Origin of the sequence: Pseudomonas umsongensis, assembly GCF_012647205.1 — a bacterium.
GTDB lineage: Bacteria > Pseudomonadota > Gammaproteobacteria > Pseudomonadales > Pseudomonadaceae > Aquipseudomonas > Aquipseudomonas umsongensis.
Genome location: NZ_CP051487.1, coordinates 5,928,123 through 5,944,624 on the forward strand (window position 1 = coordinate 5,928,123; position 16,502 = coordinate 5,944,624).

Sequence of the window (16,502 nt, forward strand, 5' to 3'; positions counted from 1 at the left end):
TGTCGAAGTTTCAGTGCATTCCTGGCTGTTTACGGCTACTTCCCTGGTTGCGCCTTGCTCGCATCGGCATTGGCTTTGGATTTGATAAGGGCGATCAGTGCGTTCAACTCCTGATCAGTCGGCGTAAAGGCCGGCATGACGGCGGCATAGCCTTTGACGATCCTGGCGCCGGGATTGAGGATCGAATCCTTTAGATAACCCTCGTCGACCTTGATACTCGATCCGTCGGCAAGCGTCACTGTCGAGTCATACAGGCCCTGCCAGCTGGGGCCGACACCCTTGCTGCCATCGACGCTGTGGCAGGCCAGACAGCCGAGCGACTCGGATAGCCGCTGCCCCTGAGTCGCCAAGTCGTCCCCCCTGGCCAGCTTTTCGCTGGCAGAAGGTTCCTGCTGCGCGCCGCCCAGTGATTTGATCAGGGCGACGACAGCCGTCAGCTCATCGTCATTGAGAGTATAGGCCACCATCACCGGCGGGTAGCCCTGCACCAGACGGGCCTGCGGTTTGAGAATCGACTCTTTCAGGTAAGCCTCATCGACCAGCGCACTGCTGCCGTCGGCAAACTGCTCTGTGCGACCGTACAGCCCCTTCCAGGTCGGACCAAGACGGGTACTGCCATCCTGGCTATGGCAGGCACTGCAGCCGTATTGTTCGACCAACTGGCGACCTTTTTCCAGCACGCTGTCCTGACCTGGTTTCGCTGTGCTCACCAAGGTCTGCGCAAAGGTCGGTTGGCCGCTCAGCCATTGATCAAAGGCGCCCTGCTCCTCCACGATCATCTGGCCGCGCATGTTGTAATGGCCTACGCCACAAAACTCAGCGCACAGGACCTCATATTTGCCGGTTTTAGTTGGAGTAAACCAGAAGTAAGACACCATCCCTGGCACCATATCCATCTTGCTGCGAATTTGCGGGATATAGAAATCATGCAACACATCTTTAGAACGAAGTAAGACTTTTACCGGCCTATTCAGCGGCAATCGGATTTCATTATTTTTTATAAGTATATCGTCCTGTCCGGCAGGGTCCTTGGGATCAATGCCGAGGGGATTGATGGCATCGACAAACTTGATATCCGACCTACCCAGCTTCCCATCCTGCCCGGGAAAACGATAGGTCCACTGCCACTGTTGAGCAACGACTTCAAGTTCATAAGCCTCTTTCGGCACCCGGATGAACTCGTTGTAGACAACCAGGCCTGGCGCCAACATGGCGGCGATACCGATCGAGGTCACTACAATCAACCAGAACTCCAACTTTTTACTTTCCGGCTGGTAGTGCGCCCTGGCGCCTTCCTTATGGCGATACCGCATTATGGCGACTGCCATGAATACCGTAATGGCGATGAAAAATATTCCGCTAATGATCAAAGTAATGAACAGTGTGGTGTCTATTGATCCCCAGTTGGAAGCGGGCGGTGCTGCATGCCAAGGCGCTAGTACATGAAAGAGCACTGAGGCAATAACGATTAGAATCAAGATAATTGCTATCGCCATTTCTCTTCATCCTATTCCTGTTGTTCGTTGGTTATGCGCAAGCATCGCCACTGACGTCCAGGCACGACAGGCAACTACCACCCGTGGTGGTAAAGTCATTGCAAAGTATAGGTCGGCAAGCGAAACCCGGTTGGCGGCTATACTCAATTGCAGTCCAGCAGCCCCGATGGAGGATTCGTCATGAGTGACCTGACGCTCGAAGGCAGGTGGAAACCCAGCGCCGACCAAAAATCCGAACCAATAGGTGAGATACGTTTTTACGTCGACGGCCCTCTTCATCTACGGCTGGAGGAAGCGGAAGAACGCTTGCAGAAGACCCCTGGGTTGAAAGAAGTCATGGTCGATGTCGACATGGACACATTGAACCTGGTCTTGCCAGAGGGTTACGGCCCCTTGTCCGACTGTCAGATGCGCGTGTATTTGCACTACGAGCGTGGTCAGTTCCATCTGGTCGGACACCGGGCGAGCGATGGCAGCCTGATCTATTCCAACGTGGTTCTGATTGATCAATTGATCGATTGAAACGGCGGATTTGAAAGGACTCAAGACTTGGGATCGTCGTCCTTCCAGGGCGCCGAGAGGTAGCGCGTGCGATTGAAAGTTTCGAGCCACTCGGGTGAGAACACCACCAGCGCGCTGACCACCATGCCGTTGATGAACGCCTCCGGAAAAATGAGCAGCCACAGGTAGCCGATGAAGTCTTCGAGCCAGTAAGGCATGGCAAAACGCTCGTCGTACCACAACAATGTCAGCGATAGCACCAGGCACAGCAACGCTGTAAGGGCTGCGGCGAAAAAACCGGAAACGAAGATGTACACGAAGGGATTTCTGGGCTGCGCGCGCTCCACCAGAATCGCACAGCATTCGGTGATCAACACTGGCAATAAAATAAACAGCGCGCCATTGACCCCCATGGCCACAAGGTCCTGACGGCCCAGCAGCACCAGTCCCGTCTGCGCCACCAATCCACCGACGATCGCCAGCGGCCAGTCGAGCAACAGCGTCACCGCGGTCATGCCGATGAAGTGATAAGACACGCCGGTATCGAAATCGCGCCGCACCAGCCACAACGCAAAGAGCGCAAACACCGTGCCGAACAGCAAGTGCTGGCGACGGCTGTCGCTGAACAGCTCGACCCAGGACACTCGCGCAACGGCCCAGATCAGCACCGGCACATAGATCAGCCACCCCACCGTGAGGGTTTCAGGTGACAGCAACTCGGCACCGATCATGACAGGACACACTCCCTTGGCTTGCCAATAGAGAACAGGCCTTCAGTCTACACCGCCCTTTGCCGCCCCCTCGATTTCATGCCCAATGCCGGGGATCGTTAATCACCGCTTCATGTTCGGCGAACAGCTTGGGCAGCTCAGCCTTGAGAAAATCCACCCACGTACGAACTTTGGCATCGAGAAAGCGTCGCGACGGATACACCGCATACACATTGCGTTGACGCGGCCGATAGTCCGGTAGCAAACGCAACAAGGTGCCATCGCTCAAGGGCCGCGTGGCGGTGTAGAACGGAATCAGGCTGATGCCCATGCCGGCTTCCGAAGCCTTGACCATCGACTCGGCAACATTGCACTGAAAAGTCCTGGACGGGCTGACCGCATGCTCGCCCTCCTCGTCCTGAAACACCCACTGATCGCTGTACAACGGGTCGAGCATGCGCAAGCACTGATGATCGTCCAGCACCCGCGGATGGTCCGGCACACCCCGGCGTTGCAGGTATTGCGGGGAAGCACAGGGCACGCTGTAGAACTGCCCGACGGCCTGGGCGACCAATTGCGAATCGGCCAGTTCGTGGGCAGTCGAAATCACCACGTCGTGCCCTTCCTCCAACGGATCGGGATTGCGCTGCGACAGGGTTAGCTCGAACACCACATCGGGATAAAGCTCGCTGTAGCGAGCAATCAGCGGCGTGATCAGCACCCCCAGGCCGTTCATGCTATGCACCCGCAACCGACCGCTTGGCTTGAGATGCGCACCGCGAGCCTCTGCGGTCGCCTCCTCCATTTCCTCAAGTATCAGACGACTGCGCAGCAGGAATCGCTCGCCGGCCTCGGTCAGGCTCAAGCGCCGTGTGGTGCGCTGCAGCAGGCGGGCTTGCACATGCTGCTCCAAGTCCGCGACCAGGCGCGAGACTTGCGCGGTGGACAACTCCAACGCATCGGCCGCGGCGGTGAAACTTGCGCAGTCGACGACACGGACGAACACGCGCAAGTTGTTAAGCAAATCCATGAGCCCTCCAGGCTGGGTGACTGTTACGTTTCATGTAAGGCTGTATCAGGCGTTCGCCCCTTTATCCAGCGGTGGCAAAGACTAGACTTTACCCATCGAATCCACATGGAACTCGCCATAATGAAAACCTTGATCAGCCTGTTTCTGACCCTCGTCGCCACCTCGGCCATGGCCGCTGAAAACGAGCCCCTCGCTGTCCTGTACAACCCGGCGCAGCCGCTGGACATCGCCAAGGTGGTTTCGGTGTCAGACACTGCGACCGCCTGCGGGGTTGTACCAGCGACCATGGTCTATATCGATCATCAGGGCCAGACCCGCCGCGTGACGTACAACGTCATCGGTGATTGCACCAGCAGCCTGTGATCCACCTTGGCAATTAGAGCAGCGTCCAGGTGTAACTCAGGATCAAGCGGTTTTCATCGATATCACTGCGGTAGTTGGAACGCGCCATTGCATTGCGCACACGGATACCGAGGCCCTTGAGGCTGCCGCTCTGCAGCACATAGCCGATGTCCAGGTCACGCTCACGATCCTTTCCCTCATAGCCCTTGCCGGTATCGACATTGTTGCCGCTGATGTAGCGCAGGGTGCTGGTCAACCCCGGTACTCCCAGAGCCGCAAAGTCATAGTCATAACGCGCCTGCCAGGAGCGCTCGTCGGTGGAGGCAAACTCGTAGGTCGGTACTTCGTTGCCCAAGGGCGAAATGTTGGCAAATACCCGCGGGAAGGCACTGTCTCCGAACATGCCCTGATAGCCGACATAAAAAGTGTGACCGCCACGCTTGGCCGACAGCAGCGAAAAGAATGCCTGATTGTCGATGTTGCCCAGCAATTTCTTGCCGTCCTCGCGCGAATCGAAGTAGCCGAGGTTCGCCCCCAATATCCAGTCGCCCGTCGGCTGGCTGTGCTTGAGCCCCAGGAAGCGCTGGTTGTAGATATCTTCCAGCTGCCCGTACCAGGCGCTGACCGAGCTGCGTTTATCGTTGAAGGCGTAATCGGCCCCGGCAAAGTTGAAACCGTCACTGCTGACTTGACGCTGCGGCACATGGCCGAGCATGGCTTGCATCTTTTCGTCACCGGCTTCGTTGCGCAGGCTGGTCGAAATCAAATGGCCGGCCTGCAATGTCAGGCCATTGATCTCATTGGAGCTGATACTTGCCCCCTGATAGCTGGGCGGTAGCAGCCGGATATCACTGAACACCAGCACCGGCAGGTTGGGTTGCAATTCACCCGCCTTCAGTTCGGTTTTGGAGTAGCGCACCTTCAAGGCGCCCTCCAGGCGGCTGTAATCGTTCGCCGCACGCCCGTCATCCTGCACTGGCAGCAAACCGGTATTGACCCGGTCCGGGCTGCTGTCGAGCTTGAGGCCGAGCAGGCCGATGACATCCACGCCGAAGCCGACGGTGCCCTGGGTATAACCGGATTTGACGTTGAGAATGAATCCCTGCGCCCATTCCTCGGCCTTCGATTGTTGATTGGCCCCGACGATGTCGGAATAGTCCCGGCTGAAGTAGTAATTGCGCGCTTGCAAGGTGGCCGTGGTGTCTTCGATAAAACCACTCTCGGCGGCCATCGTGCCGGTGGAGAAACTCGAGACGACAGCCATGGACAACACTGAACCGGTTGTTGGGAGAATCTGTTTCATCGTTTTTTCTCTTATTTTTATTGATCGACAGGTTGAAGTGCTTCTGCAGTGGACTCACTGCGCGAGACGGAGCGGCGGGCGTTCAATATCAAGTGGGTGGCCATGCCGAAAATCAGTCCCCAAAAAGCCGCGGACAACCCAAACAGCGACATACCCGAGGCTGTGGTGAGAAAGGTCACCAGCGCGGCTTCGCGATCGGTTGGCACCGCCATCGCGCCCGCTAGCGCTCCAGCAATCGCAGCGAACAGCGCCAATCCGGCGAGGGCCGCGATCAGTTCCTTGGGGAATGCCGAAAACAGTGAGACCAGGGTGGCGCCGAAGATCCCCAGCACCAGGTAACACAGACCACCCATCACCCCGGCCACGTAACGCTTGCCAGGGTCTTCGTTGGCTTCGCGGCCAGTGCAAATAGCCGCGGTAATCGCTGCCAGGTTCAGCCCGTGGCAACCGAACGGTGCCAGCAGGGCCGTGCCCAATGCGCTGCTGGCGATGATCGGGCCCGATGGCGTGGCGTAACCACTGGCGCGCAGCACCGCCATGCCAGGAACGAACTGGCCAGTCAGCGCCACCATCACCAGCGGCAAGGCGATGTTCAGCGTCGCGCTGAGGCTGAACGCCGGAGTGATCCACACCGGCGTGGCCATACCGACGACCAACGCCTCGCCATGCAGATCTCCGGCGAGCAATGCCATCGAGCAGCCCACCAGCAGGACCATCAGCACCGCATAACGCGGCATCAGTCGTTTGCAGATCAGGTACGTGGCAAACATCGCCAGCACCAGCAACGGCTTACCCTGCAACGAGACAAACAACCCGGTGCCGAAGCTGAACAGAATCCCCGCCAGCATCGCTGCCGCCACCGCTGCCGGCAGCTTGCCGATGATCCGGTCGAACGCCCCCGACACCCCGACCAGGAAAATGATCAGGCTGCTGACCAGATAGGCGCCCACCGCTTCCGGCAAGGAGATCCCTGGCAACAGCGCCACGAGCAACGCCGAACCGGGTGCCGACCACGCGATGATCACCGGCACGCGGTAACGCAAACTCAGACCGATGCCAAGCACGGCGCTGCCGATGGAAATCGCCCAGACCCACGACGACAGCACTTCGCGCGACAGGTGCGCTGCCTCGGCGGCCTGGAAAATAATCACCAGGGGGCCGGCGTAGGAAATCACGGTGGCGATGAACCCGGCGACGGCCGCAGACAGGGAAAAATCCCGCAGCAAGGTTTTCATGAAGCCTCGCCGACAGCTCCGCCAGACGAGCCCTGCTGATCATCCAACAGGGATTGTCGGGCACTGCGCCGACTGCTGATGGCGAACACCGTCATGGCAATGGCGGCAATCGCACCAGGCAAAGCAAACGCCATGAAGTTCAGTTGTAGCGGCAGGCTGATCCCGAGCAAAGCGCCACCCAGCAGTGGTCCGACGATCGCACCATTGCGCCCGATGCCCGAAGCCCAGCCAAGACCGGTGGACCGAATGTTCATTGAGTAGAACTGGGCAGCGCAGGCGTAAAGCAGAATCTGCGAGCCGATGGTGGTGGCACCCGCGACAGCGATCAGCAAGTACAACACCGGCATCGGACTATTGAAGCCCAACAGGGTGATCGACACCGCCGCCATGGCAAAGAACACCGATAGCACACGCGGCAGATTGAGCTTGTCACCCAGCACACCGCCGCCAACTGCGCCGAAGATCGCGCCGAAATTCAGCACCAGCAGGAACGACAGGCTCGAGCCCAGGCTGTAACCGGCGTTGGCCATCAGTTTCGGCAGCCAGGAGCTCAAGGCGTAGACCATCAGCAGGCAGCAGAAAAACGCCAGCCACAACATCAACGTACGCAGTGCACGGCCCTCGCGGAACAACTGCAACACCGGGGTCCCGGTGCCCTTCACTTCACTCATGTGCAACTGGTCATCGGCCTCTGCGACGTAGGCCGGGTCGATCCGCTGGAGAATGTTGCGAGCTTCGTCATTGCGCCCCTGGCGCAGCATGAACCCCACTGACTCGGGCAGGAAATACATGATCAGCGGCAACAGCAGCAACGGCAGGACCGCCACATAGAACACCGACTGCCAGCCGAAACTCGGGATCAGCACTATACCCAGGCCGGCGGACAGCATGCCGCCCACCGAGTAGCCGCTGAACATGATCGCTACCAGGGTGCTACGGATTTTTTTCGGCGCGTATTCGTTCATCAACGCCACGACATTGGGCATCACGCCACCAATGCCCAGTCCGGCAATGAAGCGGCAAAGACCAAACTCAGTGGGGTTTCGGGCGAACCCGTTGAGCACGGTGAAACCACTGAAGAGCATCACGCAGATCGTGATGGCTTTCTTGCGGCCGATCCTGTCCGACAGCGGACCGAAGAACAGCGCACCGAACATCATGCCGAACAGTGCATAGCTGCCCAACGCCCCCGCTTGCAGAGGGCTGAGCCCCCACTCTTTCATCAGCATCGGCAAGACCACGCCGTAGATCACCAGATCGTAACCGTCGAAAATGATGATCAGGGCACACCAGAACAGCACCATCCAGTGGAAGCGGTTGAACCGAGCATTGTCGATAACCTCATGTACGTCGATCTTGCGCATGGCATTCATCTCTTGTTGTTGTTTTTTTCAGGAGCAGCGGAAGCACGGCTCACGTCCGTACAGCCGAGGGTAGAGTCAACAGGCTCGGGTCAATATCCGCATCGCGCAGACCACTATCCGTTTTGTGCAGCGCCCTGAACCGGGCTGGGAGGCGCGCGCAATTGCCCCTCTCCGATAAACTGTCTTCTTTACAATCGCATTTGAGCGCTAAGCTTGGGCGTATGGATGATTCAGATTACTTACGCCTGCTGACCATTGCGGCCGAGCAAGCCAACGCGTTCCTGTCCAATGCCCGCAAATGGGAGCGCGAGCGTTGGGTCTGCCAACGCCTGCTGCAAGGCTTGAACATTCCCTACCGGGCCGACGAATTTGCTCCGGCGGGAGAACCGCCGGACGTGTTGTTTCGCGACGCCAATTTCGAGGTGTTCTTCGTGCTCGACGAGGGCCGACGCCTCAATGATGAATGGCGCGACGAATTGCAGAGGCGGCGCAGTGCGTTCTCCCTGAGCCAGCTGGTACGGCGCGAAGCCAAGCCCCGCCGCATACCGGCCAACGAGTTCTTGTTGCGGCTGGCGCCGACCTTGCGCAAAAAAGCACACAACTACAAAGAGCGCGGCATGGACCTGGGCGAGCTTGACATCATTGCCTTCGCCAGCCTCAAGCGTGAAGTGCTGGACCTCAACAGTCATTTCCCACCGCCCACCGAATACCTGCGCCAGGGCTGGCGCTCGCTGTCACTGGTGGGCCCGACCTTCGCCCGCGTGCTGTTCGCTCATCCCGATGCGCCGGATTTCCTGCGCAGCAACCTGGGACGCAGCATCGTGTTCGACGTCGGGATCAGCCTGTGAGCCCATTGCAGGAACTGATTGCCGAAGTACCGCAGATCGGCCGCGTACGCTGGATTGGCGTGCGCCCGGAACGTCACGTGCCAATGATCGAACTGGAGGCCGTGGAAGCGCGACTGGAGGCCGGCTTGACGGGCGATCGCGCCCGCCCCGGCGTGCGCAATGCGCGGCAGGTGACGCTGATTCAGTGGGAGCATCTGGCAGTGATCAGTTCGCTGATGGGCCGCCCGGACGATCAACCGGTCAAGCCTGAAGATTTGCGGCGCAACCTCGTTATCAGTGGCATCAACTTGTTCAGCCTCAAGGGCCGGCGTTTCCGCATCGGCCAGGCGATTTTCGAAACCACTGGCTGGTGCCAGCCCTGCGCACGCCTGCAGAACAACCTGGGCCCGGGGACCTTTCAGGCCGTGCGCGGGCATGGCGGAATCACCGCCCGAGTGCTACAAAGTGGCATCATTCGCCTGGACGACAGGGTGAGCGTCGAGCCCCTAACTGACAGCGGCTATGCTCCGTTCAACGTTCGTTGAGTCTGCCTGTAGCTTCTTCACCTTCAGCAACGTCTACCTGACGAGGCCTTTTATGACCAGCCGCCTGAACCCCGAAGACCAAAAGCATGTCGAAGCGTATCTGCAACTGTCCCAACACCAAGTCGAGCGCCGGCCTTTCCGGCCGTGGATGCTCCTTGTGCTGGTATTGGCAGTGACCATTGGCCTGGGCCTGTTGAGCCGACTTATCAGTTACCTGACGCTATGAGCTGCTTGGCGCTCGCTCGGGTAATTGCACCGATTTCTTTTAGCCTTGCGAGATATCCCCATGACTCATCGTATTGTCATCGTTGGCGGCGGCGCCGGCGGTCTGGAGTTGGCTACCCGTCTGGGTAAGACTCTGGGCAAACGCGGCACGGCCAGCGTGATGCTGGTCGACGCGAACCTGACCCACATATGGAAACCGCTGTTGCACGAGGTCGCGGCCGGGTCGTTGAACTCGTCCGAAGACGAACTCAACTATGTAGCCCAGGCAAAATGGAACCACTTCCAATTCCAACTGGGGCGCATGAGCGGGCTTGATCGCGCCAATAAAAAAATCCAGTTGGCCGCCACTTATGATGACGCCGGCCTGGAACTGGTGCCTGCCCGGGAAGTGCCTTACGACTCGTTGGTGATTTCCGTCGGCAGCACCACCAACGATTTCGGCACCCAGGGTGCAGCGCAGCACTGTCTGTTCCTGGATACCCGCAAACAGGCCGAGCGCTTCCATCAGCAGTTGCTCAACCACTACCTGCGCGCCCATGCGGGGCAGACCGACAAGGTCGAGCAGATCAGTGTCGCCATTGTCGGTGCCGGTGCCACCGGGGTCGAACTGGCCGCCGAACTGCATAACGCAGCCCATGAACTGGCGGCTTATGGCCTGGATCGGATCAAACCGGAAAACATGCACATCACCCTGATCGAAGCCGGGCCTCGCGTGCTACCGGCCCTGCCGGAACGAATCGGCGGCCCGGTGCATAAAACCCTGGAAAAACTCGGGGTCAATGTCATGACCAACGCCGCCGTCAGCGAGGTGACGGCCGACAGCCTGATCACCGTAGATGGCAAAGTGATCAACGCCAGCTTGAAAGTCTGGGCCGCCGGGATTCGTGCGCCAGGGTTCCTCAAGGACATCGATGGCCTCGAAACCAACCGCATCAATCAACTGCAAGTGCTGCCGACCCTGCAAACCACTCGTGACGAGAACATCTTCGCCTTCGGTGACTGCGCGGCCTGCCCGCAACCGGGCACTGATCGCAATGTGCCGCCACGCGCCCAGGCGGCGCATCAACAGGCGTCGTTGCTCGCCAAGTCACTGAAACTGCGGATCGAAGGCAAGCCTCTGCCTTCTTACAAGTACACCGATTACGGATCGCTGATCTCGCTGTCGCGTTTTTCGGCTGTGGGTAACTTGATGGGTAACCTGACGGGTAGCGTCATGCTGGAAGGTTGGCTGGCGCGGATGTTCTACGTGTCGCTGTACCGCATGCACCAGATGGCGCTATACGGGCCATTTCGAACGGCGATGCTGATGCTGGGCAGCAAGATTGGACGCGGGACAGAGCCGCGCCTGAAATTGCACTGATCAAGCTGCTTTCTGTAGGAGCGAGCATGCTCGCGAAGAACCTGAGAGCGCCGCGTTAAACCAGAAACGCTGCGTTTTCGTTAACGATCTTCGCGAGCATTCGAGCGTCGACCGGCTGCTCCTACAGTTGATCCGCGGCAAGCAATTAGCAGGCAAAAAAAATCCCCGTATCTTTCGATACGAGGATTTTTAATATGGTCGGGGTAAGGGGATTCGAACTCCTGACATCCTGCTCCCAAAGCAGGCGCGCTACCGGACTGCGCTATACCCCGGTAAAAAAAAGGCACCTTTGAAAGGCGCCTTCTGCGAACAGAGCTTTTGGCGTCTGATCTTAAGATTCGATTCCAGCGTTAACTGGTTTCAAAAATGGTGGGTCGTGTGGGATTCGAACCTACGACCAATTGGTTAAAAGCCAACTGCTCTACCAACTGAGCTAACGACCCAAAAATGGTCGGGGTAAGGGGATTCGAACTCCTGACATCCTGCTCCCAAAGCAGGCGCGCTACCGGACTGCGCTATACCCCGGTTTGAAATTGGCTCCGTGACCAGGACTCGAACCTGGGACCCAATGATTAACAGTCATTTGCTCTACCGACTGAGCTATCACGGAACTACATATTTCAATTTACAACTTTGAAGCTTTACTGCGTTCTCTTCAACCCGTTTGCATCGCTGCGTTCGTGTGTCTGAGGCGCGCTATTCTACAATCTCTACAACCTCTGTCAACCCCCTAAATTGCTTTCAAGTTAATGATTTGCAACTTATTTTCGATTCCTGCTTGGGGAGCAGAAACCCTGGCGGGTGACTTACTGCGGGGCGCACTTTACAAGCCTTTTCCTTAGAGTTCAACAGCCTAGATGAAAAAAAGGCCTCGCAATGCGAGGCCTCTTCAATTTTGCCGCCGATCTGGATCAGACGAAGACGATTTCGTCGTTCTCCACCACGCCATGGGCCGTGTCTCCCGGCATGAATCGACCGGAAAGGATCAACTGCGCCAGCGGGTTCTCGATCCAGCGCTGGATCGCTCGCTTGAGCGGCCGTGCGCCGTATACCGGGTCGTAACCCACCGCGATCAGCTTGTCCATGGCTTCTGGGCTCAGCTCCAGCTTCAGCTCCCGCTCGGTCAGGCGACTGCGCAGGCGACCCAGCTGGATCTCGGTAATGCCAGCGATCTGATCCCGCGCCAAAGGCTCGAAGATCACCACTTCGTCGACCCGGTTGATGAACTCCGGCCGGAAGTGGGTGGAAATCGCGTCCATCACCGCCGCACGCTGGGCCTCGCGATCACCCACCAGCTCCTGGATCTGCACCGAACCCAGGTTGGAGGTCATGACGATCACGGTGTTCTTGAAGTCCACCGTACGGCCATGGCTGTCGGTCAGGCGACCATCTTCCAGCACCTGGAGCAAGATGTTGAACACGTCCGGGTGCGCCTTCTCGACTTCATCCATGAGGATCACCGAGTAAGGCTTGCGGCGCACCGCCTCGGTCAGGTAACCGCCCTCTTCATAACCGACGTAGCCCGGTGGCGCACCGATCAGGCGAGCCACGGAATGTTTCTCCATGAACTCGGACATGTCGATCCGCACCATCGCCTCTTCGGTATCAAAGAGGAATTCGGCCAGCGCCTTGCACAGCTCGGTTTTACCGACACCGGTCGGGCCGAGGAACATGAACGAGCCGCTTGGCCGGTTCGGGTCGGACAACCCGGCGCGGGAGCGCCGTACCGCGTTGGAAACCGCCACGACCGCTTCATCCTGGCCGATCACACGCTGGTGCAACAGGCTTTCCATCTTCATCAGTTTTTCGCGCTCGCCCTCGAGCATTTTCGACACGGGAATGCCGGTCCATTTCGACACGACTTCAGCAATTTCCTCTTCGGTCACCTTGCTGCGCAGCAGCTGGTTCTCGGGTTTGCCATGCTGGTCGACCATTTGCAGGCTGCGTTCCAGGTCCGGGATCACCCCATACTGCAATTCGGCCATGCGGTTCAGGTCGCCTTTGCGGCGGGCTGCTTCCAGCTCCTGACGTGACTGTTCGATCTTCTGCTGGATCTGCGCCGAACCCTGCACCTCAGCTTTTTCCGAGTTCCAGATTTCTTCGAGATCCGAGTACTCACGCTCGTGACGGGCAATTTCTTCCTGGAGTTTTTCCAGGCGTTTTTTCGCCGCATCGTCGCTTTCTTTCTTCAGCGCCTGGGATTCCACCTTCAGCTGAATCAAACGGCGCTCCAGGCGGTCCAGCACCTCCGGCTTGGAGTCGATCTCCATGCGGATGCGGCTGGCGGCCTCGTCGATCAGGTCGATGGCCTTGTCCGGCAATTGCCGGTCAGTGATGTAGCGATGGCTGAGCTTGGCCGCCGCAATGATCGCGCCGTCGGTGATCGCCACCTTGTGGTGGACCTCGTAGCGCTCCTTCAGGCCACGCAGGATGGCGATGGTGTCTTCTTCGCTCGGCTCGTCCACCAGCACTTTCTGGAAGCGTCGCTCCAGGGCGGCGTCCTTCTCGATGTATTGGCGGTACTCGTTGAGCGTGGTCGCACCGACGCAGTGCAACTCACCGCGTGCCAGGGCCGGCTTGAGCATATTGCCTGCATCCATCGAGCCCTCGCCTTTACCGGCACCGACCATGGTGTGCAGCTCGTCGATGAACAGAATGATCTGCCCTTCCTGCTTCGACAGCTCGTTGAGCAACGCCTTCAGGCGCTCTTCGAACTCGCCACGGTATTTGGCACCGGCGATCAGCGCCCCCATGTCCAGGGACAGCAGGCGCTTGCCCCTGAGGCCATCAGGCACCTCACCGTTGATGATGCGCTGGGCCAGGCCTTCGGCGATGGCGGTTTTACCGACGCCTGGCTCACCGATCAGCACCGGGTTGTTCTTGGTGCGACGTTGCAGGACCTGGATCGTGCGGCGAATTTCATCGTCACGGCCGATCACCGGATCAAGCTTGCCCTCCTCGGCACGCTTGGTCAGGTCGACGGTGTACTTGTCCAGTGCCTGACGCGCTTCCTCGTGGTTGGGGTCATTGACCGCCTCGCCACCACGCAGGTTGTTGATCGCATTTTCCAGGGCTTTCTTGCTCACGCCCTGGCCGAGCAAAAGCTTGCCGAGCTTGCTGTTCTCGTCCATGGCGGCGAGCAGCACCAGCTCACTGGAAATGAACTGGTCGCCCTTCTGCTGGGCCAGGCGATCGGCTTGATTGAGCAGGCGCGCCAGATCCTGCGACATGTTCACGTCGCCGGTGGGATTCTGGATTTTCGGCAGCTGGTCGAGCTCTTTGGTCAGCTCTTTACGCAAGCTGTTGACATCGAAGCCCACCTGCATCAGCAGGGGCTTGATCGAGCCACCCTGTTGTTCGAGCAGGGCTTGCATCAAATGCGCCGGTTCAATGGCCGGATGATCGAGACCGACAGCCAGGGATTGGGCGTCGGACAAGGCTAACTGCAATTTGCTGGTTAAACGGTCTATACGCATGGGTCACCTTCCTTTTGAGCAGGTCGGACCTATAAAACATCCTGAATGAAGAAACCTGCCAGATACCACAATAGATGCGGTCGATTCTGGGAGTTTCAAGCGTTGTGATGTTGATGCAGGTCAGAGAAGTCTAGCCTGGTGCCCTGCCTCGCAAATACGTTCCTCTTTTGACGAGTGGCTGTTGCTGTCAGGCAAGGCGCCGCGACGAGTCATAGCCCGCTATGGCGAGGAGCGGCAACGCAGCATGACGGCAACAGACGCCGTCAAAAAGGAACAGTATTTGTGAGACAGGGCACTTGAAGCCAGATCAGGGAGGCAAAGCGGCCGGTGCGCGACGCACGGCGATAAGAAAAGAAGCGCGGATCGGTCACGGTACAGAAACCGCCGCCGTAAACAGCGGTTACACCACGAGCCGCCAGACGCAAACGCGCCAGCATATAGATGTCGGCCATGAACTTGCCGGGGTTTTGGCTTGGCACAAATGCCTGGGCGGCTTCGGGCAATTGCCCGACGAAGGTTTCGCGCACTTCCGGGCCGACTTCAAACGCTTGCGGGCCAATGGCTGGGCCGAGCCAGACCAGGACCTCGGCAGGCGCAACAGCCAGACTGTCGAGCGTGGCTTCCAGCACACCGGCCGCCAGCCCGCGCCAACCGGCATGGGCTGCGGCAACGCGGGTACCGGCACGGTCGCAAAAAAGCGCAGGCAGGCAGTCGGCAGTCATCGCCGCACAGGCAATGCCCGGCGTTGAAGTCCAACTGGCGTCAGCAGTCATCACCCGGCTCGGGTCCGCATGGGCCACGACGATGCCGTGAACCTGCTGCAACCAGGCCGGTTGAATGGAGAAGTGATCAGTAAGGCGACGGCGATTTTCGGCGACAGCTTCGGGGCTGTCGTCGACATGATCGCCAAGATTGAGGCTGTCGAACGGCGCCAGGCTGACGCCGCCCGCACGGGTGGTCACACAGGCTTTGACCCCGGCCGGCGCGGGCCAGTCAGGAATCAGCCAGTCACTCATCCGACAAACGCCTCGCGATCTTGCTTGAGCAGGGTCAGCAACCAGACAAAGTCTTCCGGCAGCGGCGATTCCCAGCTCATACGGACACCGGTCGTCGGATGGTCCAGCTCCAGGAACCGTGCATGCAGTGCCTGACGCGGGAAGTTCTTCAACGATTCAACCATGGTCGGGTTGGCTGCCGGCGGAATCCGGAAACGACCGCCATAGGCAGGGTCTCCGACCAACGGGAAGTTGATGTGCGCCATGTGCACGCGAATCTGGTGCGTACGACCGGTCTCCAGCTTCACCCGCACGTGGGTGTGGGAGCGGAAACGCTCGAGCACGCGGTAATGGCTGACGGCCTGCTTGCCACCTTCCATCACGGCCATGCGCTGGCGTTGCTGGCCATGGCGACCAATGGGCGCGTTGATCTTGCCACCCGCCGTCACCACGCCGATCACGATGCACTCGTAGATCCGGCTGACGCTGCGACTCTGCAACTGTGTCACCAGCTGCGTCTGCGCCTGGATGGTCTTGGCCACCACCATCAGGCCGGTGGTGTCCTTGTCCAGGCGATGCACGATCCCGGCGCGGGGCACATTGATGATGTCCGGCACGTGATGCAGCAAGGCGTTGAGCAAGGTGCCATCAGCGTGGCCAGCAGCCGGGTGAACCACCAGGCCCGCGGGCTTGTTGATCACAAGGATGTCGTCGTCTTCGTAGACGATGTCCAGCTCGATGTCTTGAGCGATCCATTCGCCCTGAGCTTCCTGCTCGGCGGTGAGTTCAAGAATGGCGCCACCGTGAACGATGTCTCGCGGGCGGATAACCGCCCCATCCACAGTCAGGCGGCCGTCTTTGATCCAGGCGGAAAGGCGCGAGCGCGAGTGCTCAGCGAATAGTTGTGCGGCGACTTGATCGAGGCGTTGGCCGCCCAATTCGGACGGCACCTCTGCGCGAAGTTCAATTTTATCGGACATGCTCGGACTGGGCGTCGGCACAGCCTTTGGTTTCGGCTGCGCGCTTGTGGTTAAATACGGCGTCTTTTGCCCCGAGGCTATTCAACGGGGCGCTCATCATAACAGGACGGCCT

15 protein-coding genes and 4 tRNA genes are annotated in these 16,502 nt (G+C 59.0%); 6 read left to right on the top strand and 13 right to left on the bottom strand.

The features are described from left to right. Window positions 1-35 precede the first annotated feature (35 nt). The gene (locus HGP31_RS26800; RefSeq protein ID WP_168758961.1) at window positions 36-1,496 is read right to left on the bottom strand and encodes a cytochrome c oxidase subunit II; all 1,461 of its coding nucleotides are present in this window, start codon (window positions 1,494-1,496) and stop codon (window positions 36-38) included. 180 nt (window positions 1,497-1,676) lie between these two features. Here HGP31_RS26800 and HGP31_RS26805 point away from each other — a divergent pair, with 180 nt between their 5' ends. Further along, the gene (locus HGP31_RS26805) at window positions 1,677-2,018 is read left to right on the top strand and encodes a hypothetical protein (RefSeq protein WP_020798614.1); all 342 of its coding nucleotides are present in this window, start codon (window positions 1,677-1,679) and stop codon (window positions 2,016-2,018) included. Window positions 2,019-2,038: 20 nt separating this feature from the next. Here HGP31_RS26805 and HGP31_RS26810 read toward each other — a convergent pair whose 3' ends face one another. Then, the gene (locus tag HGP31_RS26810; RefSeq protein WP_020798615.1) at window positions 2,039-2,728 is read right to left on the bottom strand and encodes an energy-coupling factor ABC transporter permease; all 690 of its coding nucleotides are present in this window, start codon (window positions 2,726-2,728) and stop codon (window positions 2,039-2,041) included. 76 nt (window positions 2,729-2,804) lie between these two features. Beyond that, window positions 2,805-3,737 carry a LysR family transcriptional regulator gene (locus tag HGP31_RS26815; RefSeq protein WP_020798616.1) on the bottom strand — a complete coding sequence of 311 codons (933 nt, stop codon included), beginning with the start codon at window positions 3,735-3,737 and terminating at the stop codon, window positions 2,805-2,807. A 120-nt stretch (window positions 3,738-3,857) separates the two neighbouring features. Here HGP31_RS26815 and HGP31_RS26820 point away from each other — a divergent pair, with 120 nt between their 5' ends. Next, on the top strand, window positions 3,858-4,100 hold the full coding sequence (locus HGP31_RS26820) for a DUF2790 domain-containing protein (protein ID WP_033039509.1): 243 nt from the start codon (window positions 3,858-3,860) through the stop codon (window positions 4,098-4,100). 13 nt (window positions 4,101-4,113) lie between these two features. Here the strand turns inward: HGP31_RS26820 and HGP31_RS26825 are convergent, their stop codons facing one another. The 3 genes from HGP31_RS26825 to HGP31_RS26835 are packed head-to-tail and all read right to left on the bottom strand — an operon-like array spanning window position 4,114 to window position 7,981. Further along, entirely contained in the window at window positions 4,114-5,382 is a 1,269-nt protein-coding gene (locus tag HGP31_RS26825) for an OprD family porin (RefSeq protein ID WP_020798618.1), read from the bottom strand. Between the two features lie 17 nt (window positions 5,383-5,399). Then, entirely contained in the window at window positions 5,400-6,617 is a 1,218-nt protein-coding gene (locus HGP31_RS26830; RefSeq protein WP_020798619.1) for a benzoate/H(+) symporter BenE family transporter, read from the bottom strand. Next, window positions 6,614-7,981 carry an aromatic acid/H+ symport family MFS transporter gene (locus HGP31_RS26835; protein WP_020798620.1) on the bottom strand — a complete coding sequence of 456 codons (1,368 nt, stop codon included), beginning with the start codon at window positions 7,979-7,981 and terminating at the stop codon, window positions 6,614-6,616. The genes HGP31_RS26830 and HGP31_RS26835 overlap by 4 nt, the downstream gene beginning before the upstream one ends. A 221-nt stretch (window positions 7,982-8,202) precedes the next feature. Between HGP31_RS26835 and HGP31_RS26840 the strand changes: the two genes are divergently transcribed. The 4 genes from HGP31_RS26840 to HGP31_RS26855 are packed head-to-tail and all read left to right on the top strand — an operon-like array spanning window position 8,203 to window position 10,938. Continuing rightward, the gene (locus HGP31_RS26840; protein WP_003228301.1) at window positions 8,203-8,829 is read left to right on the top strand and encodes a DUF1780 domain-containing protein; all 627 of its coding nucleotides are present in this window, start codon (window positions 8,203-8,205) and stop codon (window positions 8,827-8,829) included. Beyond that, window positions 8,826-9,353 carry an MOSC domain-containing protein gene (locus tag HGP31_RS26845; RefSeq protein WP_033039503.1) on the top strand — a complete coding sequence of 176 codons (528 nt, stop codon included), beginning with the start codon at window positions 8,826-8,828 and terminating at the stop codon, window positions 9,351-9,353. Before HGP31_RS26840 ends, HGP31_RS26845 begins: the two co-directional genes overlap by 4 nt. 52 nt (window positions 9,354-9,405) lie before the next feature. Continuing rightward, window positions 9,406-9,579: a DUF3094 family protein gene (locus tag HGP31_RS26850; protein ID WP_020798622.1), complete on the top strand. Its 174-nt coding sequence runs from the start codon at window positions 9,406-9,408 to the stop codon at window positions 9,577-9,579. A 60-nt stretch (window positions 9,580-9,639) separates the two neighbouring features. After that, window positions 9,640-10,938: an NAD(P)/FAD-dependent oxidoreductase gene (locus tag HGP31_RS26855; RefSeq protein WP_020798623.1), complete on the top strand. Its 1,299-nt coding sequence runs from the start codon at window positions 9,640-9,642 to the stop codon at window positions 10,936-10,938. A gap of 195 nt (window positions 10,939-11,133) precedes the next feature. On the opposite strand, the gene HGP31_RS26860 is transcribed toward HGP31_RS26855, so the two are convergent. The 7 genes from HGP31_RS26860 to rluD form a co-directional block, all read right to left on the bottom strand. Further along, window positions 11,134-11,210, bottom strand: a tRNA-Pro gene (locus HGP31_RS26860). A 95-nt stretch (window positions 11,211-11,305) separates the two neighbouring features. Continuing rightward, window positions 11,306-11,381 (bottom strand) — tRNA-Lys (locus tag HGP31_RS26865). A 5-nt stretch (window positions 11,382-11,386) separates the two neighbouring features. Continuing rightward, window positions 11,387-11,463: transfer RNA gene (locus HGP31_RS26870), tRNA-Pro, on the bottom strand. Between the two features lie 9 nt (window positions 11,464-11,472). Further along, window positions 11,473-11,548: transfer RNA gene (locus HGP31_RS26875), tRNA-Asn, on the bottom strand. A 301-nt stretch (window positions 11,549-11,849) separates the two neighbouring features. Beyond that, on the bottom strand, window positions 11,850-14,414 hold the full coding sequence (gene clpB, locus HGP31_RS26880) for an ATP-dependent chaperone ClpB (RefSeq protein ID WP_033040376.1): 2,565 nt from the start codon (window positions 14,412-14,414) through the stop codon (window positions 11,850-11,852). Between the two features lie 263 nt (window positions 14,415-14,677). Then, window positions 14,678-15,430, bottom strand: a complete 753-nt coding sequence (pgeF, locus tag HGP31_RS26885) for a peptidoglycan editing factor PgeF (protein WP_020798625.1) — start codon at window positions 15,428-15,430, stop codon at window positions 14,678-14,680. Next, window positions 15,427-16,389, bottom strand: a complete 963-nt coding sequence (gene rluD / locus HGP31_RS26890; protein ID WP_033040377.1) for a 23S rRNA pseudouridine(1911/1915/1917) synthase RluD — start codon at window positions 16,387-16,389, stop codon at window positions 15,427-15,429. The genes pgeF and rluD overlap by 4 nt, the downstream gene beginning before the upstream one ends. Window positions 16,390-16,502: the final 113 nt, after the last annotated feature.